General features: G+C 70.2%; 17 protein-coding genes. 5 read left to right on the top strand and 12 right to left on the bottom strand.

Annotated elements, in window-relative coordinates; translation table 11 throughout:
* Positions 1–128: 128 nt before the first annotated feature.
* The gene (locus GPA02_RS09405) at positions 129–1,670 is read right to left on the bottom strand and encodes a DUF4185 domain-containing protein (RefSeq protein WP_156199675.1); all 1,542 of its coding nucleotides are present in this window, start codon (positions 1,668–1,670) and stop codon (positions 129–131) included.
* A 106-nt stretch (positions 1,671–1,776) separates the two neighbouring features.
* Complete coding sequence (locus tag GPA02_RS09410) at positions 1,777–2,871, bottom strand: DUF2330 domain-containing protein (protein ID WP_156199676.1); 1,095 nt, start codon at positions 2,869–2,871, stop codon at positions 1,777–1,779.
* A gap of 159 nt (positions 2,872–3,030) precedes the next feature.
* On the opposite strand from GPA02_RS09410, the gene GPA02_RS09415 reads away from it, so the two are divergent.
* From GPA02_RS09415 to GPA02_RS09425, 3 genes are all read left to right on the top strand, one after another.
* Positions 3,031–3,348: a metal-sensitive transcriptional regulator gene (locus GPA02_RS09415; protein WP_156199677.1), complete on the top strand. Its 318-nt coding sequence runs from the start codon at positions 3,031–3,033 to the stop codon at positions 3,346–3,348.
* 49 nt (positions 3,349–3,397) lie between these two features.
* Positions 3,398–3,622 carry a heavy-metal-associated domain-containing protein gene (locus tag GPA02_RS09420; RefSeq protein WP_156199678.1) on the top strand — a complete coding sequence of 75 codons (225 nt, stop codon included), beginning with the start codon at positions 3,398–3,400 and terminating at the stop codon, positions 3,620–3,622.
* A 73-nt stretch (positions 3,623–3,695) separates the two neighbouring features.
* Positions 3,696–4,277 carry a GNAT family N-acetyltransferase gene (locus GPA02_RS09425; RefSeq protein WP_156199679.1) on the top strand — a complete coding sequence of 194 codons (582 nt, stop codon included), beginning with the start codon at positions 3,696–3,698 and terminating at the stop codon, positions 4,275–4,277.
* A gap of 87 nt (positions 4,278–4,364) precedes the next feature.
* Here the strand turns inward: GPA02_RS09425 and GPA02_RS09430 are convergent, their stop codons facing one another.
* The 7 genes from GPA02_RS09430 to GPA02_RS09460 all read right to left on the bottom strand — a co-directional run bounded on the left by GPA02_RS09430 (position 4,365) and on the right by GPA02_RS09460 (position 13,545).
* On the bottom strand, positions 4,365–4,727 hold the full coding sequence (locus GPA02_RS09430) for an Hsp20/alpha crystallin family protein (RefSeq protein WP_240133970.1): 363 nt from the start codon (positions 4,725–4,727) through the stop codon (positions 4,365–4,367).
* 121 nt (positions 4,728–4,848) lie between these two features.
* On the bottom strand, positions 4,849–7,404 hold the full coding sequence (locus tag GPA02_RS09435) for a hypothetical protein (RefSeq protein ID WP_156199680.1): 2,556 nt from the start codon (positions 7,402–7,404) through the stop codon (positions 4,849–4,851).
* 94 nt (positions 7,405–7,498) lie between these two features.
* Complete coding sequence (locus GPA02_RS09440) at positions 7,499–8,371, bottom strand: carbohydrate ABC transporter permease (RefSeq protein WP_156199681.1); 873 nt, start codon at positions 8,369–8,371, stop codon at positions 7,499–7,501.
* Positions 8,361–9,296: a carbohydrate ABC transporter permease gene (locus GPA02_RS09445; RefSeq protein ID WP_156199682.1), complete on the bottom strand. Its 936-nt coding sequence runs from the start codon at positions 9,294–9,296 to the stop codon at positions 8,361–8,363. Before GPA02_RS09445 ends, GPA02_RS09440 begins: the two co-directional genes overlap by 11 nt.
* Entirely contained in the window at positions 9,297–10,472 is a 1,176-nt protein-coding gene (locus GPA02_RS09450; RefSeq protein WP_240133971.1) for an ABC transporter substrate-binding protein, read from the bottom strand.
* 272 nt (positions 10,473–10,744) lie between these two features.
* Positions 10,745–12,373 carry an FAD-dependent oxidoreductase gene (locus GPA02_RS09455; RefSeq protein ID WP_204986556.1) on the bottom strand — a complete coding sequence of 543 codons (1,629 nt, stop codon included), beginning with the start codon at positions 12,371–12,373 and terminating at the stop codon, positions 10,745–10,747.
* A complete protein-coding gene (locus GPA02_RS09460) occupies positions 12,370–13,545 on the bottom strand; it encodes a LacI family DNA-binding transcriptional regulator (RefSeq protein ID WP_156199684.1) in 1,176 nt (391 codons plus the stop codon). Before GPA02_RS09460 ends, GPA02_RS09455 begins: the two co-directional genes overlap by 4 nt.
* A gap of 238 nt (positions 13,546–13,783) precedes the next feature.
* On the opposite strand from GPA02_RS09460, the gene GPA02_RS09465 reads away from it, so the two are divergent.
* Complete coding sequence (locus GPA02_RS09465; RefSeq protein WP_156199685.1) at positions 13,784–14,305, top strand: GNAT family N-acetyltransferase; 522 nt, start codon at positions 13,784–13,786, stop codon at positions 14,303–14,305.
* 3 nt (positions 14,306–14,308) lie between these two features.
* Here GPA02_RS09465 and GPA02_RS09470 read toward each other — a convergent pair whose 3' ends face one another.
* The 3 genes from GPA02_RS09470 to GPA02_RS09480 are packed head-to-tail and all read right to left on the bottom strand — an operon-like array spanning position 14,309 to position 16,606.
* A complete protein-coding gene (locus GPA02_RS09470; RefSeq protein ID WP_162457738.1) occupies positions 14,309–15,052 on the bottom strand; it encodes a FadR/GntR family transcriptional regulator in 744 nt (247 codons plus the stop codon).
* On the bottom strand, positions 15,045–15,656 hold the full coding sequence (locus GPA02_RS09475) for a bifunctional 4-hydroxy-2-oxoglutarate aldolase/2-dehydro-3-deoxy-phosphogluconate aldolase (protein ID WP_156199687.1): 612 nt from the start codon (positions 15,654–15,656) through the stop codon (positions 15,045–15,047). Before GPA02_RS09475 ends, GPA02_RS09470 begins: the two co-directional genes overlap by 8 nt.
* Positions 15,653–16,606, bottom strand: coding sequence for a sugar kinase (locus GPA02_RS09480; protein ID WP_204986557.1), 954 nt, complete (start codon positions 16,604–16,606; stop codon positions 15,653–15,655). The genes GPA02_RS09475 and GPA02_RS09480 overlap by 4 nt, the downstream gene beginning before the upstream one ends.
* A gap of 44 nt (positions 16,607–16,650) precedes the next feature.
* On the opposite strand from GPA02_RS09480, the gene dgoD reads away from it, so the two are divergent.
* Positions 16,651–17,796, top strand: a complete 1,146-nt coding sequence (gene dgoD, locus GPA02_RS09485; RefSeq protein WP_156199688.1) for a galactonate dehydratase — start codon at positions 16,651–16,653, stop codon at positions 17,794–17,796.

Genomic DNA, 17,796 nt, shown 5'->3' on the forward strand with positions numbered 1-17,796 from the left:
CGACCGGCCGGAGCGAGCCGCGCATTACGGTGGACCAAGAGAAGGCCTCCCTCGAGTGACGTTGAACACCACTCAGAATGGAGGCCTTCTCCCTACATCCGTGTCACCAACGTGCTGACCGAGTACAGCTAGCGGCCGACCGCCACGAGCGACACGTCGTCCAGCCGCATCCACATGTCGCCGTTGTCGGTCCAGATCCCCGCGAACACCTGCAGGCTGGTCCGGTCGCCGGAGTCGACCTCGACGTCGAACCGGGTCCACTCGCCCACCGCCCGGAAGCTCGCCTCGGCGAGCACCTGCCCGTCCGGCGTCCGGACGCCGATGAAGCCGTTGTCGTTGTTCGGCGAGGTGTGCACCCAGCCCGAGAACCGGTACCTGGTGCCGGGCTCGACGGCGACCGTCTGGTGCAACGACTGCCACCCGCTGTCGAACCGGACCCAGCCGTTGTGGCTGCCCGCGTAGGCCCATGTGTGGTTGCTGTCGGTGCCGCACGAGCCCGAGCACACCCACGGGTCGGACGTGGCCCCGCTCGGCTGCCGCTCGAAGCTCGGGTCAGCCACGAGGTTCGGCGCCACGACACGGCCGTGGCGGTCGATCGAGACCTTGACGAGGAAGACGTTGTAGGGGTCCCACTGCGACAGCGCGATGTAGAGCTCGCCGTCGGGCGACCACGGGTGCATGTAGCCGCCGTAGAGGCCGGGGTAGTCCGCGAAGCTCGCGAGCACCTGCCGCTCGCCCCACGGGCCCTGCGGCGCCGGCGCCGTGCGGAGCACGAGGTCGAGGTCACCGTCGAGGTAGGTCATCAGCCACCTGTGGCTGTGGGTGTCGTAGCGCACCGAGAGCTCCGACACCGCGGCCGGCACGATCTCGGCGGCGCGCCGGTCGGCTCCCTCGCGGCGGTCCCAGCCGCGGTCGGTCCAGTACTGGTAGGCGTCCTCGTCGAGGATGCGGTCGGCGGGCACGCGGGCGACGTGCGCGGCGCCGAGCCGGCCGTTCGGGGTCCCGAACATGTAGACCCAGTGGCCCTTGCGCTCGAAGGCCACCATCTGGAACGGGTGGTCGCCCGCCGAGGTCTCGGCGCCCGGGTTGTCCCAGGTGGGGCCGTCGGTGTGGTTCCACGTCCGCCCGCCGTCGTGGGAGTACGCGATCCGCGAGAAGTTGGTGTCCCACTGCCCGGGCGGGCCCCACTGCCGCACCGACATGTACGCCAGGTACTGGACGCCGTCGACCTCGATGCCGGCGGTCGGGATCGTCGTGTGCTCGACGCCGGGCTGCTTGAGCGAGGGGATGATCTCGGCGGCGTGGCCGGGCCGGTCCTCGACGGCGGAGTCGAACGTCATGCCGTCGGACAGGTCGGTGTCGGTGCTGCGCAGCAGCACGTTGCTGCGCCAGTCGCCGCCGCCCCCGCCCGGACCGCCCCACTCGCCGAAGGTGTCGCCGAGCGCGGTGAGCACGCCGCCCGCGCCGTCGTCCCACATGATGCCGAGGTCGGTGCCTGCGACCGCCCACCGCGCCGCGGTGTCGGTCGTGGCGTCGGCACCCGTCAGCTGCCCGACGACGACGGCGGGGCTGGCGGCCTCGCTCGCGGCGGCCGGTGGCGACCCGACGGCGGTGAGCCCGGCCCCGAGGAGGGCGAGGGCGCTGACGGTGGCGAGGGTGCGGGTCCTCATGACGTCTCCCTGTGCGGCGCCGCATCCGAGAAATCGATTACTCGATCTCTCCACGGTAGCGACTCCGACCCCGTGCGTCAACGGGGCCTGGCGCGCCGTCGTCCCGTCAGCCCTCCACGGCAGCGAGACGCAGGCGGCGCCGGCGACGCCGCGTCAGGCCCGACAGCGCGAGGACACCGACCAGCACGACGACCATCCCGATGATGGTCAGCGCCGGGCCGGCCGGGATCCCCATGACCTCCCGCATCCGCGTCTCGTACCGCTGCTCGCGGTAGGGGGTGTCGCTGGCCGCCCGGCCGAAGGTGAAGTCGGAGACGATCTGGCTCTCCGGGTCCGGGAAGTAGTGGTCCTGCACCGTGAGGTAGGAGTGCTCGGCGACGATCGACACGAGCGCGTCGGACGTCACCTGGCTGGCGGCGACCTCGCCCGCGAACCACATGTCGAGCTCGCCGTTGCTGCTCGTCTCGTCGGTGCGCTGCACCCGGTGGTCGGAGAACACGTAGGTGCGCACGTGCTGATCGGCTGTCGCGGCGGCCGACAGCCGCATCGGGTAGATCATCTGGTCGCTGGCGAACGTGATGTCGAGCGGCTGCAGCGCGCCACTGAGGTTCTCGGCCTCCGTGGTCAGCCGGACCGCGAGGTAGTACCAGCCCTCGGAGACGTAGGGCATGAGCGCGTCGGCAAGGGTGTCGCGCATCTCGTAGCCGTGCTCGTTCAGCCACTCCGTCAGCAGGTCGGCGTCGTCGGCCTCGAGCACGGTCACCTCGAGGTCGCCCAGCCGTGTGGTGTCGAGCACGGAGACGCCGTCGCTCGCGCCGGGCTCGGCACCGCCGTAGTCCCCGCCCGCCCCGAAGCCGAGGTCGGGCCACCACGTGTAGTCGACGACCACCTCGGGGGCCGTCACATCGTCCAGCTCGGAGAACACCTCCGGCTCGGCGAGCGCCGCCTCGGCCGGGCTCGGCGTCGGGATGAGGAGAGCGGCATCGGCGCTGTCGATCAGCGCGTCCATCGAGAGCAGCACGCGCTCGGTCCTCCCGTCCCAGCTGAGCACGACGCGCTCGACGCTCGCGGCGACGCTGATCCCGTTGGACGCCACGAAACCGCCGCACGCGCACGCCTGCGCCGCCGGCGCCGCGACGAACGCGAGCACGGTCATGAGGGCGGTCGCGAGGGCCGACCTGAGCAGCACGTGACGTTTCATGCGTGCCAACCTAAGCGGGCACAGCGGCGCCTCCCCGGCGTCGAGACAGAACCGATATCGCAGCCCGGTGAATCGTGACCGAACCGTAGCCCGACGCGCACAGCCCGTTCACGAAATACCCTAGGGGGGTATGATGGCGCCGGCAGGAGGAGGAGCGCCATGAGCGAGCACGACCACGAGCACGACCACACGACCACCCGGGGCTACAGCGCCGACAAGGTGGCCGTCCTCAAGCGGCTGCGCCGCGTCGAGGGCCAGGTCCGCGGCGTCGCGCGCATGGTCGAGGACGACGCGTACTGCATCGACGTCCTCACGCAGATCTCGGCGGTCACCAAGGCGCTCCAGGCCGTCGGCCTCGGGCTCCTCGACGACCACCTGTCGCACTGCGTGGTCGATGCCGCGCGCACCTCGCCCGAGGCCGGAGCGGAGAAGGTCGCTGAGGCCTCCGCCGCCATCGCCCGCCTGGTCCGTTCCTGACCGCACGGCATCCAGAGCGCACAGCATCCAGCCACCGAAGGAGACCCCCATGGATCGCACCACCACCATCGACGTCGAGGGCATGACGTGCAGCAACTGCGTCACACACGTCACCGAGGCGTTGGAAGGGCTCGAACCCGTTCTTGACGTCACGGTCGAGCTTCGTTCCGGCGAGACCTCGCCCGTGACCGTGGTGAGCAACCACCCGCTCGATGAGGCCGCCGTCCGCGCTGCGATCGATGACGCGGGCTACACGGTGGCCGCTATCCACTGAGACCTCGCTGCGACTGCGCCACTTCGCGCGGTAAGGAGGCACGCGCGAGCACGGGTTCGGGTTCACTGGTGAGATGACGTTCGAGTCCCATCCGGTGACGCCCGATCGGTTCGACGACTTCGCCCTCGTGATCAACCGCAACCGGCGGTCCACGCACTGCTGGTGCCTCTCGCACCGGCTCCCGGCACGGGAGATCGAAGAGCTGGGCGGTGGCGACCGGGAGCTGGCCGCGCGGCGGCTCTGCGAGCGCGAGCACCCGCCGGGAATCGTCACCTATCTCGACGGCGAGCCCGCCGGGTGGTGCTCGATCGGGCCGCGCTCTGAGATCACGCTGCTGAACCGCTCGAAGAAGATGCCCGCGATCGACGACGTGCCCGTGTGGAGCATCATCTGCATTGTGGTCCGGCCGGGCTTCCGCAAGAAAGGTGTCGCGCACGAAGCCATCGAGGCCGCGGTGCGGTACGCCGCCGCGAACGGTGCTCCCGCCGTCGAGGCCCATCCCGTGGACCCGCCCGGGCGGATGGACCAGACGATGGCGTTCGTGGGCACCCGGGCGATGTTCGAGCGAGCCGGGTTCTCGGTGGTCGGCACCACGGACGCCGTCGCGAGCCGCCTGCCCCGGCTGGTCATGCGGCGCACGATTGAGGGCACCTGAGCGCCTCGAGAGGGCACAGAGATGCCGGGAGGGTGCGGCTGGCCGCACCCTCCCGGCATTCTTGTGCCCTCTGGTGAGGGTCGGGGCTCAGGCTGCCTGCTCCACCGAGTCCTGCTCGACGGCGGTGCTCACCTGAGCGCCCGTGGTCACCTCGACCTTGCGGGGCTTGGCCCGCGCCGCGAGCGGGACGGTCAGGGTGAGGACGCCGTCGGTGTACGCGGCGGCGATGCGGTCGGAGTCGACGTTCTCGCCGAGCGTGAACCGGCGGGCGAACGTGCCGGCCGGGCGGTTACGCACGAGCCAGCGCACGTCGCCCTCGGGGCGGGTGCGCTCGGCGCGGACGGTGAGGACGCGGCCGTCGACGTCCACGTCGATGCTCTCCGGCGCGACGCCGGGCAGGTCGATCGTGGCGACGAACGCCTCGTCGGTGCGGTACAGGTCAAGGGCCATGGGATTCTCACCTCTGGATCTGGTCGAGCCGCCCTGCTGGCGACTTGCGTGATGCCAGGTGTAACGCTCGAACATGCCCAAAGTTGAGCGTGGTTCACTCAAGGCGAAAACCGCGCCTCCGTTACCGCACTGTCACGCTGACCTCTGCCGACCTCGAGATCCCGTTGGCGTTCAAGAACTCCGAGACGAACACGTACTCACCGGGCTCACGGCCCGTGACCTCGGTCGCGGCTGACTGCGCCTGCGGCGTGCTGCTCTCCAAGAACTGCTCATCGATGAGATCGCCGTTCTCGTAGAGCCGGTAGCGCTCCGCGTTGGTGCCCCACCACATGTTCGTGGTGAGCGTGAAGTCGGCCTCGCCGGAGTAGTTGTCATGCGAGAGCACGATGGCGCCGGGCTGTGCCTGCCGAACCGTGACGGTGACATCCCTCGCGGTCGTGGTGCCGGCCGCATTGATCAGCTCGGCCGTGTAGTGGTACTCGCCGTTGTGACGCCCGCGTACCGGGACGCTGATCGACTGCGGCTCCGGTGACCGCGCGACGAGATTGCGGTAGGCCAGCAGCTTGCCGTTCTCGAACAATCGCATCCCGTGAGCATTCACGCCCCACCACAGGTTCATGGTGATGTCGTAGTTGCCGTCGTCGGTGCCGTGGTGGCCGTTGTCGGAGCTGAGCACACCGACCGCCGGGACCTGCGACGCCGTCTCGGCCGGGCCCGCGAACGCATAGGTGGTCCGCAGCAATCCGCCGTGCTCGACCCGGATCAGGTGCTGGCGGCGCGAGTCGTTCATCCTGACCCGATCAGTGACGTCCAGCGTGACCGTGCTGGCGCTGTCGAAGTCGATGTTCAGCGTGCCGGTGCCACGCTCCAGCCGCAGGCCCGTGATGCCGGTCAGCGCCACGGAGTCGCCGTAGGTGGCCTCGGTGCCGTCCGAGAAGGTCAGCACGTCGCCTGGCTGAAGCAGCAGCGGGATGACGGCGCGGCCAGGGTCGTCGGCGGTGATGTCCTGCACGAAGTGGTCGTCGAAGAAGGACAGCACCACGTGGCTGCCGTTGGTGCGATCGAGATAGGCAGCGCTGAACTCGTTCTCCAGGTTGCCGACCTGATCGGCGGAAAGCCTCTCGCCCTCCCCGTATGGCTCGGAGTAGTAGGTGCGAGCCACCTCGACGCGAGTCACCGACGAGACCTGAGGGAACGGGCCCCAGGCGTCTTCGTCGTTGCTGTTCAGCACATAGACGAGGCCGCCCATCGTGGGGTGCCAGAGCAGTCCGGGGCCCATCCGCAGCCGCTGGTACGGGCCGTGGTGGCCGGCGCGCCTGCCCAGCAGCGTCGTGATGTAGTACTCCGGACGCCGCACGAACAGGTAGTCGAGATCGATGCTCCCCGCGAGGCGCAGCTCGGTGAACCGATCGGACGCCAGGTAGGGCAACGTCGCGATCGCAGCCTCACGCTCCGCCTCGGTCGGCCCCAGCGGCGCCCTGCTGCTGTGCATCCAGGTCCGAGGAGAGGTGCTCCTGCGCTGCAGCGGAACGATCGGCCCGGGATCGGCCTTCCATGCCTGGCGAGCCGCGAGGATCTCGCTGTCGGTGGGGTGGAAGGCGGCCAGTACCGGGACGTCGTCGATCAGCGCCCTGCCCAGGGAGGTCCGGTCCAGCACCTCGTTCGGCTGCAGCTCCTGCGTGAAGGTGGCGATGCGGGCGCAGGCAGCGCTCCAGTGCAAGAACCCGGCACGGTCGGGTTCCAGGACGCTGGCGTAGGAGATGAACTCGGCCATCGACCGCGCCATCTCGATCGGCTCGCTGAAGCCTGCGAGCGCTCCCTCGGCCAGGTCGGGCATGGCGACGATGAAGGAGTAGTCGAAGTCGTAGGCCATCGGCTCGTGGCTGTGCCCCGCGTCAGAGATGCCGTGCTCGCGCAGCGTGGCCCAGCACTCGGCGACCTGGGTGGCCAGCTCGGCGTCCTCGAAGAGGTCGGCCGTCATGCTGGCACCCGCCAGGCCGGCCACGACCTGGTTGGTGTACGGCGTGGGCTGGCGCCAGTGCGCCAGGGAGCGGTCCACGAGCCACGCGCTCGAGGCACGGACGGCCGACTCGATCTCCGGCAGCCAGTCCGTCAGCTCGCCGGCCTCACGGAGGTATCGGTACGTGGTGGTCAGCGCCACGCTCCCAAATCCGGTCGGCGCGAGGTGCGGCACGTCCCACTCGTACTCCGACCAGGAGCCATCAGCGAGCTGGCTGCTGAGGTAGTAGCCCAGCGCCGCCTCGATCCGGTCCCGGAGCTTGCTGTCAGCGAAGTAGGGGTTCCACGTGCGCTCGTGCGTCAGGAACCAGGTCAGGGTGGCGACCTGCTCCATCTCGCGTGCGTTGTACGGCTGTTGCGGCGTCCGCCACCAGGCATCCTCCATCCACCCGTAGTACGGGTCCTCGTCGCGGATGCTGTTGGCGATCGGCGCCACCACCGTGAGATAGGCCGCGAACACGTGCTCGGTGTCGTCGAACTGCGCGCGGTCCGGTTCCGCGGCCAGCGGATCGACCAGCGGCAGCACGTTGCCCTCAGAGGTGGCGTACGCCGATGGTGCGCTCTCCAGGCCACGGGCGGCGAGGGCGGCGATCGAGGCCGCACCGACACCGGCCAGCAGGCCTCGTCGGGAGATCGTGGGAAGGGCGGCATCAGGCATGGTGACTCCTTTGTCTGCTGGTGGTACTCGGATGTGATCGAGGCGGACGCTGAAGGCGCCGCTGTGGTCAGGGACTAGTGGTTGCGGGCGCTCCTCACCCCTTCAGCCCGGTGCGAGACAGGCCCTCGACGAACTGCCGCTGAGCAAGCAGGAAGACGATGAGCACGGGGATCACGGTCAGAGCGGTCGCGCCGATCTGGGTGTTGTAGAGCGGCTCGCCGTAGTGATCCTGATAGCCGGTGAGGCCGAGGCTCACCGTGAAGAGATGCTCGCTGCGGAGGAAGATCAACGGTTCGAAGTACAGGTTGAACGAGGCGAGGAACTTCATGATCGACACGGCGGCGATGGCCGGGCCGGCAAGCGGGAACGCGATTCGCATGAAGAGTCCGAGCCGGCCCAGGCCGTCAAGGCGGCCAGCCTCCTCCAGCTCCTCCGGCAACGAGAGGAAGAACTGCCGGAAGATGAAGACGGCGACGATCGACCCCGGACCCAGGACCGGGAGGATGATCAGCGGGACGTGGGTGTTCATCAGTCCGAGCGAGGTGACCCACCGGAAGATCGGAATGATGGTCACCTCGGTCGGGATGAACAGGCCCGCCATCAGGAACAGGAACAGCCACGACGCGAAGGGAAATCGGATGCGGGCGAAGGCGTAGCCCGCGAGTGCTCCCACCACAACCGAACCGATCGTGACCAGCGCCGCGATGTACAACGAGTTCAGGTACTGCTGCGCGAACGGCTGCGCCGTGAAGATGCGCGACACGCCCTCAAGGGTCCAGGTCGTGGGGAAGAGGGTGGGTGGGATCGCGAAGATCTCGTTCGCCGGCTTGAAGGCCGAGAACACCATCCAGAGCAGCGGGTAGACGAACGGGACGCTCATGACGATGAGCAAGGCGTACATGGCGACCTTGCCGGCGACACCACGGCGCCGGGCACGGCGCGAGTCGTGAGCCTGATCAGACCTCATCGTGCACCCACCTCTTGCGCGTACCCCACTGCAGAGCGGCCATCACCAGAACCACGCAGAACAGCAGCACGCCGATCGCCGAGGCGTAGCCGAAGTCCTGCTGCACGAAGGCGGTGCGATACAGCAGGTAGGAGATCACCGTGGTGGAGCGTCCTGGTCCGCCCTGGGTGAGGATCTGAATCGGCGCGAACACATCCATGGCGCTGATCAAGGTGATCATCGTGACCAGCAGCACCGTGGGAGTCATCAGCGGAAGAGTGATCGACGTCAGCACGCGGCGCGGGCTTGCGCCGTCGATCCGCGCAGCTTCCTTCACGTCGGCCGGCACGTTCTGCAGCGCCGCGATGAACAGGATCATGTTCATGCCGACGCCCTTGAAGACCTGGATGACCACCAGCGTCACCAGCGCCCAGTCGGGATCACGCAACCAGTTCGGCCCCATGATCCCCAGCATCGACAGCACTCCGTTGATGCCACCGTTCGAGGCGACCAGGAAGTTCCAGATCAGGACCCAGGCCACCGTGGAGACAACGACCGGCGAGAAGAAGAAGGCGCGGAACGTCGTCGTGCCTGGCAGCTTCTGGACGAGCAGCAGCGCCAAGACCATCGCGAGGGTCACGTTCAGGACCATCAGCATGAGGGCGAACGCCAGCGTCACGCCGAGCGAGGCCCAGACCGTGGAGTCGCCCATGAGCTGACTGAAGTTCGCGCTACCCACCCAGGTGAAGGTTCCCACCAGCGGGTTCCAGTCATGGAACGCGTACCAGATGACGTAACCGAACGGGACCAGTCCGAGGCCCAGGACGCCGATGATGACCGGCGCGACGAAGGCGAGCCCGACCGCGTGGTCGATTCGCCTCAGGCGACGCGAGGAGCCACTGGGTGCTGGCCCCTCGCGTCGCCGACCGGTGACGGCCGAGATCATCTAGTTCCCTGAGATGATCGGATCGATGTCGGTGCAGACCTGGGCCAGCACGCTGGCGGCGTCGCCCTCCGGAGTCCAGAGCGAGTCCAGCCTGACCCGGATCGGGTCATTGATCTGGCTCATCTGCGGGTGCCCCGCCTTGGTGACGGCTTCGACCGACTGGTCGATGACCGTGCTCTGCAGCTGCTCGGCGCTCAGTGCGGGTGCAGCGTCGGCGAGCGTCTCAGTGGTCAGCAGCGAGGTGCGCGGCGGCGGGAAGAACTGGGCGAGCAGGCGCGTGCTCTCGGGATTGGTGAAGTACGCCAGGAAGTCGGCCGCCACCTCGGGGTGATCGCTCTGAGCGACGACCCCCACACCGCCCTGCCCGACGACCGAGACCTGGCCTGCTGGTCCGGCAGGCAGGGGGACGAAGTCCCACTCGAAGTCGTCGCCGAGACCTGTCGACATGCTCAGCTGCGACATCATGAAGCCGGCCTGCCCGGACGCGAAGTCGAACTCCTCGCCCGGCAGCGGGATCGCCCCGACCTCGTAGACCTGCGTGTGGAACCAGTCGAAGAACTCCACCACCTCCGGGTCGGTGAACTGGCACTCGCTGCCGTCCGCGCTCCACGGTGCGGCTCCCCATGCCAGCCACATCTGGCCCAGGGCGCCGTTCCAATTCGTGTACGGGTCGTCGTGAGGTAAGAAGCCGGCAGCGTCGGTCGTGGACGAAACCGCGGCGGCGGCCGCCATCAGCTCGTCATAGGTCCAGTCGCCGCTGGCGATCAGGTCCCGGGGGTTCTCCTGGCCGGCTTCCGCGATCAGGTCGAGGTTGACGTAGACGCCGAAGGGGCTGTTCGAGAACGGGTACCCGTACAGGTTTCCGTCTCTGGACCAGAGCTCGATCGCCCCAGGGATCAGATCATCAAACTCGTATCCCTCGGTCTCGGAGAACGTCGGGGTCAGGTCGGCGAAGACGCCCGAGTCGACGAACTGAGCCGCGTAGGACTCCATGAGCCACGCGATGTCCGGGGCCTCCCCGCCTGCGATCTGCGTGGTCAGCGCGTCGACATAGGTGGCCGCGGGCAACGACTCGAACGACACGCTGCTGACCAGCTCGGGGTTCTCCTCGATGTACCTGGCAGCAATTGCCTCGAAGATCTCGTGGTGCCCTTCGTTGCCGGTCCACACCGTCATCCGAAGGTCCACGGGTCCATCTGGTGCTGCGGGTTCGTTCCCGCCGCCGCCTTCGCCGCCTCCTCCTCCACCGCCGCACGCTGCTGTCAACGCGATGGCTGCGGTGGCAGCCGTCAGCACGGCCGCCCGCCTGGTTCTGCTTGGTCGGTTCTTCATCTCTCTCTCCTCGTAGCGTCGTTGCTGGGCTTGGGAGCCCGTGATCTGGGCTCGGCCGTGAGCGCACTGCCGCTGCGCGCGGCATCAGTGCGCTTGTGTCCGAGATCAGCGGGCTGTCAGTAGGGGTGTGCACCCTCCGGCCAACGCAGCTGCGCACCGGTGGCGATCAGCTCGTGCTGGAAGTCGGTGAGGACGTCGGGCCGCTCCTGCACCTCGTGCGGGGTGCGGGATCGGGCGAGGCAGTAGGCCGCGAGGTGTCCTGCCGCCTCCCCGATGTTCCACTCGACCGGATGCACCCGGTAGCAGCCGTTGGTGATGTGTGTGGTGCCGATGTTCTTGTTGGCCGCGATCAGATTGGTCATGCGCCGCGGCAGCAGCGCGCCGAGCGGGATCTCGAAGGGCGTGGAGGGCACGTCGATGTAGGTGTCGCCCCCCGTGGAGGGATGCAGATCGATGCGGTACATCCCCACACCGACCGAGTCCTCGTACCGGGTGGCGCCGCGGTCTCCACGAACGGCGTACGACACATCGTTCTCGGTGACCGTGGTGACCGCCCGGATCCGGCGCGACTCCCGGTGGTAGACAGCCTGGGCGAGTCCGTCGCTGCTGCCCATCACATCCGGTCGCAGCCGCAGCCCGGGAAAGCCGGTGCCGCCATCCTCCCGGGGCGCCTCGGTCTGCATCCAGTACAGCATCGACAGGCTCAGCTGCCGGGCGTCGGCGATCCTGCGTTCGGCCTCCTCGGGCTCGACGTCGAGCACCGGCGCCAGGAAGTAGTCGATGCTCGGCCAGTTCACCAGGCAGATGTCGCTGCTGTAGTGGCCAGGCTCGAACAGGCTGGCCGCGGCGACCCGGCGGAACGTCCACAAGTTGCCACCGTCGCCAGGGTCTTTCGACTGGTCCGCCCGTACCGCCAGGGCGTCGTCACCCGGATTCGGGGTGAAGGTCCGGGTGTCCATCTCCAGCGTGCGCGGGCTGGGCGCCGTCCAGGACAGCAGGTTCGCACCGTTCCAGGCCGCGGGGCGGTAGGAGCTCCAGAAGTCGTATCGCTCGGGTCGCTCGATCGTGTGGTCGCCGTCGGCGTGCTCGACGACGTAGCACACGCTGAGTGCCTGCACGTTGTCCGGCTGCGCCTGCGCGGGGGCGCTCGGCTCGCCGGTCTCGGCGGCGGACTCGAACCCGGTCACATACTCGGTGCCGGTCAGGGGAAGCAGCTCGCCCGTCTCGGTCGCATCCACCACGTAGGCCGCCGACACGGTGACACGGGCCCCATCCCCCAGGACCGAGGTGAGCGTCACCGAGGTGACAACATCGCCGTCGACACCCGCCGCCGTCGGGCGGACCCGCTCCAGGAGTCTGATCCGGCCCGAGGACCGCCAGGGTGCGAGCATCTCCTCGAGAACTGCCAGCGCGACTCGGGGCTCGTGGCAGAGCTTGGAGACCCAGCCGGCGCCGGGATTCAGCTCCGGCCATGCCTTGGCTTCCGGACGCAACGGGTAGGAGCGGCGATAGACGTCTCGGATTCCCTCGCGCAGACGCCGGTAGCGCTCGTTTGCACCGAACTGCTCGATCCAGGGGTGCTCGTCCGGGGGCACGGCTTGCGACGTGAGCTGACCGCCGATCCACGGGTGCTCCTCGGTCAGCACGACGCTGGCGCCCCGGTCCGCGGCGGCGATCGCCGCAGCGATCCCGCCGAGGCCGGCTCCGACCACCACGACGTCCGCGCTTATCTCAGTCAAGCTCACGCGTTGTTCCGTTCTTGTTCGGGGGCTGCTGGCAGCCGGTTGGCGGATCCATCTGGGGCCCGAGGGGCGGTGAGCGTCTCACCGGCTACCTCGGTGCACTCCAGAAGCTGGTGCAGATCGGTGGTGCTCTCGTCCTCACGGGCGCCGGCGGTCCCTGCCAGGCGGGACAGCAGCAGCAGCGCGCGCGCACCCATCTGCTCACGGGGGATCGTGAAGCCCGACCAGAGGGTGGGGCCGGGCAGCCGGTGGTGCGGCTGCCCCAGCAGCAGCACGGACAGGTCGTCTGGAACGCTGATCCCCCGACCGGCCAGCGCCCGGCACAGCTCGTCCGGGTCGACCTCGGGCGCCAGCAGCACCGCGCTCAGCTGCCGCTCGGCGATCTCGGAGGCGGTCTGCCCAGGGTCAGCAGGATCGATGAACTGCGTCGGCAGGCCACGCTCGGCCATCAACGCCCGGTAGCCGCTCAACCGATCGGAGGTGGGCTCGTCGCTGCCCGTCGGGCCGACGTAGCCGATCCGTCGGTGCCCGAGGTCAGCGGCGCGCTCGGTCGCCCGCTTCGTGGCCGCCAGATAGTCGGCGCCCACGTAGGGCAGCCGACCACCCTCGCTCTCCCGCCGTCCGAGGAACACGAACGGATAGTTGGTGTCCAGCAGGTGCTGCAGCTCGGCGCGCTCCTCGTGCTGACCCAGCAGCAGGCAGCCATCGGCGATGCCGAGTCTCTGCCAGCCGCTGCGGGTCAGGCGGCGCGATCCCTCGACCACCCTGGCGCTGGTGAACAGCAGCAGGTCGACGCCGATCTGTTCGGCGGCGTGCTCGATACCCACGAGGAACGGCCCGTAGAAGTCACGTCCACCGCGCGGGAACGTCGTCTCGTAGGTGAAGACACCGAGGATCTGGTTGTGGCCGCCGGCGAGCCGCTGCGCTACCGGGTTCACCGAGTACCCGGTGATCCGGATCGCGTCGAGTACCCGCTGGCGGGTTTCCTCGCTGATCCGCACCCCGCTCGGCGTGCGGCCGCTGAGCACGAAGGACACGGTCGCCTGGCTCACGCCCGCGAGTGCGGCGACATCTGTCTGCGTCACGCGGTGCCTGGGCATCGATCCTCCTCGACTGTGAGCGCTGGCAAGCAGCCTGGCTGCACTTCGAGGTTCAGACAATGGGATTATGCGCATTATTAGCGGGTTGAGGGGCTCACTCCTCCCCGGGGAGGCACGGCTGATCGTCGCGGAGCGCCCCGCGGGCGGCGCGGTCCGGGTTCAGCATCGGAGCCTTACTCCATGGCGTCTTGCTCGACGGCGGAGGTGGCCTGGGCGCCGAGGTCACCTCGACCTTGCGAGGCTTGGCCCGCTCCGCGGGGGACGATCTCGTCGGGCGGAGGGCGGTGGAGATCCGGAGAGATACTGTCGCCGGATGTCGGCCGATCGATTCATCGTCCGTGACGCCCGTGCGGGCGACGCGGGCGGCATAGCCCGCGTCCACGTGGACTCGTGGCGGGAGACCTACGCCCACCTCGTGCCCGAGCGATTCTTCGACGAGACCGCGTTCGAGCGGAGGGAGTCGATGTGGGCTCGCTACGTGACGATGGACCCCCGACCAGGCCCTCTCGTGGTCGCGCACGAGTCCGCGCCCCAGCAGCGCATCATCGGCTTCGCCAACGCCGGGCCGGCTGTCGGACCTGATGCCGAGAAGGGCGCTCCCCCGGCGCGCGACCTCCACCTGTTCGCGATCTACCTGCTGGCGGCCGCGCACGGCACCGGCACCGGGCGCGAGCTGCTGGAGGCCACCATCGGCGACGCTCCCGCGCAGCTGTGGGTGCTCGCTGACAACCCCCGCGCGATCTCCTTCTACCGGCGGGCCGGGTTCGAGGTGGACGGCGTCAGGTTCGTCGACCCGGAGGTCGAGGGGCTCACCGAGCTGCGAATGGTGCGCTGACCCTCAGCGCCGCCTGGTCCGTAGCCGCCCGAGCACACGCCCGATGGCGGCTCCAGGGGCACCGAGCCGCGTCAGCACCTCGGACCGGGCGCCGTCGACGAGCTCACGCGCGGCCCGCTCGGCCCGGTCGGGATCCTGCGCTGCGATCGCCTCGGCGATCTCCTCGTGCAACGCGAGCACGTCCTCGGAGATCTGGTGCGGCAGGGTGCCCAGGTCTTCGCGTGCCTGCAGCAGCGCGGCGAAGGTTCCCTCGAGCCGGACGAACGAGGCGTTCCTGCTGGCGTGCAGCAGCCGGGAATGGAAGGCCACGTCGGCAGCGGTGAACCCGCCGAGGTCGCCGCGCGATCCGAGTCGCCGCATCGTGGTCGCGAGCTCGGCCAGCGCCGCGAGATCCGCTGCGTCGGCATGGTCGCAGCACAGCCTCGCAGCGCGGGGCTCGACGGCGGCCCTCAGCTCTTCGAGGTCGCTCACCACGGCGAGCCGGTCGGGTCCCTGGACGCGCCAGCCGATGACGTCGGCATCGAGCGCGTCCCAGCGGTCCGACGGCAGCACCCGGGTGCCCACCCGCTGCTTCGGCTGGACCAGGCCCTTGGCCTCCAGCACGCGCAGCGCCTCGCGCACCACTGATCGGGAGACGCCGTGCTGCTCGGCGATCTCCTCGGGCACCACCTGGGTGCCGGGCGCGAGCAGACCGGTCGCGATCCGACGTCCCAGGTCGGCGACGACCGGGTGCTGCCGGTCAGGCACGCGCGTCCCGGATCGCGGCCAGCAGCCGCGCGACGGTGCCGTGGACGTCGACGGCGCGGGTGAGCGACCCGCCCACGCCCACTGCCACGGCGCCCGCACGCACCCAGTCCGGGGCCGAGCCGGGCGTGACGCCGCCGGTCGGGACGCAGCGCAGGTCGGGCATCGCCTCGAGCGTGCCGGCCAGTGCTGCCGGGGTCCACAGGTGCGCCGGGAAGATCTTGACGGCGTGCGCCCCGGCGCGCTGCGCCGTCGCCATCTCGGTGGGCGTCAGGCAGCCGGGCACGACGGCGAGGTCCCGCTCGACGGCGTAGCGCACCACGTCGAGGTCGAGCTCGGGGCTGACGAGGAACGCGGCACCCGCCGCCACGGCGGCCCGCGCGTCGGCCGGGGTGCGGACGGTGCCCGCTCCGACGGCGCGTCCCTCGGCGGCCAGCTCCGCGACCACCTCGAGCGCGCCGGGCGTGGTCAGGGAGACCTCGACGGCGGCGAGACCGGCGTCGAGCAGCGCGCGCGCCGCGCTCGCCGCCTCAGCGGCCTCGCCCGTGCGCACGATCCCGACGACGCCCTGGCGCACGATCCGGTCGACGGTCTCGGCGGCGGTCATCGCGTCACGTCCTCGGCGCCGGCGAGCAGCCGGTCGCGGGTGGCGGGGTCCGGCAGCCCGGGCACGTCGCCGCGGGTCGCGACGACGCACGCGGCGACCGCGGCGGCCTCGCGCAGCCGCTGGTCGGGCTCGGCGCCTCGCAACCACGCGCTGATCCAGCCGGCCGCGAACGCGTCGCCCGCGCCGACGGGGTCGACGACCACGGGCACCGGCAGCGCGGGCTGCTGCCGGGTCCGGGTCGCGCCGTCGGCCGCGGTGCTCTCGGTCGCACCGCGGGCGCCGTCCTTGACGACGACCGTGTGCACGCCGCGCGCGTGCGCCCAGCCGGCCGGGTCGTCGATCCCGACGGCGGCGGCGTCGTCGGCGCCGACGAGGAGGACGTCGGCGAGGTCGGCCAGCTCCTCGGTGAGGTGGCGCCACCGGTCGGCGTCGGCGAGCCGGAGCCGGACGTTGGGGTCGGCCGTGACCGTGACGCCGTGCTCGCGGGCCGTGCGGGCGGCGTGCAGCACCGCCTCGTGGGCGCTGTCGGAGATCGCGGCGGTGATCCCGGTCAGGTGCAGCACGCGCGCCTGCCGGAGGAGGTCGACCGGGACGTCGGCGGGCGCGAGCAGCGTGGCCGCGCTGCCGGCACGGTGGTAGTCGACGGACACGCCGCGCGCGTGCGTGTCGCGCAGCAGCAGCCCGGTGGGGCGCGTCGTGTCGAGCGCGACGTGCGAGACGTCGACGCCCTCGCCGCGCAGGTCCCGCAGCACGCGTGCGCCGAGCCGGTCGTCGCCGAGGCGGGAGACGAACGCAACCCGGTGGCCGAGGCGGGACAGCCCGACGGCGACGTTGGACTCCGCGCCCGCGTGGCCCTGCTCGTAGCTCGCGGCCTCGCCGAGCGGCACACCGGCGGGCGCGAGCAGCAGCGCCATCACCTCACCGATCGTCACGACCTCGGGCGCTCCCACGCTCGCCACTATAGTCTGACTATTCGACGAGAGGTGGCTCACCCGTGAAGATCGCGCGCATCGAGACGTTCCTGGTCCCGCCGCGGTGGCTGTTCTGCCGCATCGAGACCGACGACGGCGTCGTCGGCTGGGGCGAGCCGGTCGCCGAGGGCAGCGCCGAGGTCGTGCGGCAGGCGGTGCACCAGCTCGGCGAGCTGCTCATCGGTGCCGACCCGCTGCGCATCGAGGACCACTGGCAGACGATGACCAGATCGACCTTCTACCGCGGCGGCGTCATCCTCGCGAGCGCGGTGTCGGGGCTCGACCAGGCGCTGTGGGACATCGCGGGCAAGGTGCGCGGCGCGCCCGTGCACGAGCTGCTGGGCGGCCCGGTGCGCGACCGGGTGCGCATCTACGGCTGGATCGGCGGCGACGACCCGCGCGAGGTCGCGGAGCACGCGGCCGCCCAGGCCGACCTCGGTCTCACCGCGATCAAGATGAACGTCGGCGCCTACCTGTCGCCGATCGTCACCTCGACCGAGGTCGCCGAGGCCGCGAGCCGTGCGGCCGCGGCGCGCGAGGCGCTCGGACCGGACCGCGACGTCGCGATCGACTTCCACGGCCGGGTCAGCCGGCCGAGCGCGCCGCGGCTGATCGAGGCGCTGCAGCCCTACGCGCCGCTGTTCGTCGAGGAGCCGCTGGTCCCCGAGCAGTCGCACCTGCTCGGCGGCCTCGTGGAGCGGACCAGCACCCCGATCGCGACCGGCGAGCGGCTGTACTCGCGGCAGGAGTTCCTGCCGGTGCTGCAGCAGGGCGTGACGGTGCTGCAGCCCGACCTGTGCCACGCCGGCGGCATCTCGGAGGTGCGCCGCATCGCCGCGCTGGGCGAGACCTTCGGCGCGCTGCTGGCGCCGCACTGCCCGCTCGGTCCGATCGCCCTCGCGGCGAGCCTGCAGGTCGACTTCGCCACCCCGAACTTCCTCATCCAGGAGCAGAGCCTGGGCATCCACTACAACGTCGGCAACGACCTGCTCGACTACCTCGTCGACCCGGCCGTGTTCGCGTTCACCGACGGCTACGTGGCCCGCCCCACCGCTCCCGGGCTGGGGATCGAGGTCGACGAGAAGGCCGTGCGCGACGCCGACGCGCGCGGCCACGCGTGGCGCTCCCCCGTCTGGCGCATGCCGGACGGCTCGCTGTCGGAGTGGTGA

The organism is Actinotalea caeni (assembly GCF_009733795.1).
GTDB classification, from domain to species: Bacteria; Actinomycetota; Actinomycetes; order Actinomycetales; family Beutenbergiaceae; genus Pseudactinotalea; species Pseudactinotalea caeni.

Excerpts from the sequence above, each read along its gene's own strand:
- GPA02_RS09410 (WP_156199676.1), bottom strand. The coding sequence starts at position 2,871 with ATGAAACGTCACGTGCTGCTCAGGTCGGCCCTCGCGACCGCCCTCATG.
- GPA02_RS09445 (WP_156199682.1), bottom strand. The coding sequence starts at position 9,296 with ATGATCTCGGCCGTCACCGGTCGGCGACGCGAGGGGCCAGCACCCAGT.
- GPA02_RS09465 (WP_156199685.1), top strand. The coding sequence starts at position 13,784 with ATGTCGGCCGATCGATTCATCGTCCGTGACGCCCGTGCGGGCGACGCG.
- GPA02_RS09435 (WP_156199680.1), bottom strand. The coding sequence starts at position 7,404 with ATGCCTGATGCCGCCCTTCCCACGATCTCCCGACGAGGCCTGCTGGCC.
- GPA02_RS09415 (WP_156199677.1), top strand. The coding sequence starts at position 3,031 with ATGAGCGAGCACGACCACGAGCACGACCACACGACCACCCGGGGCTAC.
- GPA02_RS09440 (WP_156199681.1), bottom strand. The coding sequence starts at position 8,371 with ATGAGGTCTGATCAGGCTCACGACTCGCGCCGTGCCCGGCGCCGTGGT.
- GPA02_RS09420 (WP_156199678.1), top strand. The coding sequence starts at position 3,398 with ATGGATCGCACCACCACCATCGACGTCGAGGGCATGACGTGCAGCAAC.
- GPA02_RS09460 (WP_156199684.1), bottom strand. The coding sequence starts at position 13,545 with ATGCGCATAATCCCATTGTCTGAACCTCGAAGTGCAGCCAGGCTGCTT.
- GPA02_RS09425 (WP_156199679.1), top strand. The coding sequence starts at position 3,696 with ATGACGTTCGAGTCCCATCCGGTGACGCCCGATCGGTTCGACGACTTC.
- GPA02_RS09430 (WP_240133970.1), bottom strand. The coding sequence starts at position 4,727 with ATGGCCCTTGACCTGTACCGCACCGACGAGGCGTTCGTCGCCACGATC.
- GPA02_RS09450 (WP_240133971.1), bottom strand. The coding sequence starts at position 10,472 with ATGACGGTGTGGACCGGCAACGAAGGGCACCACGAGATCTTCGAGGCA.
- GPA02_RS09405 (WP_156199675.1), bottom strand. The coding sequence starts at position 1,670 with ATGAGGACCCGCACCCTCGCCACCGTCAGCGCCCTCGCCCTCCTCGGG.
- GPA02_RS09475 (WP_156199687.1), bottom strand. The coding sequence starts at position 15,656 with ATGACCGCCGCCGAGACCGTCGACCGGATCGTGCGCCAGGGCGTCGTC.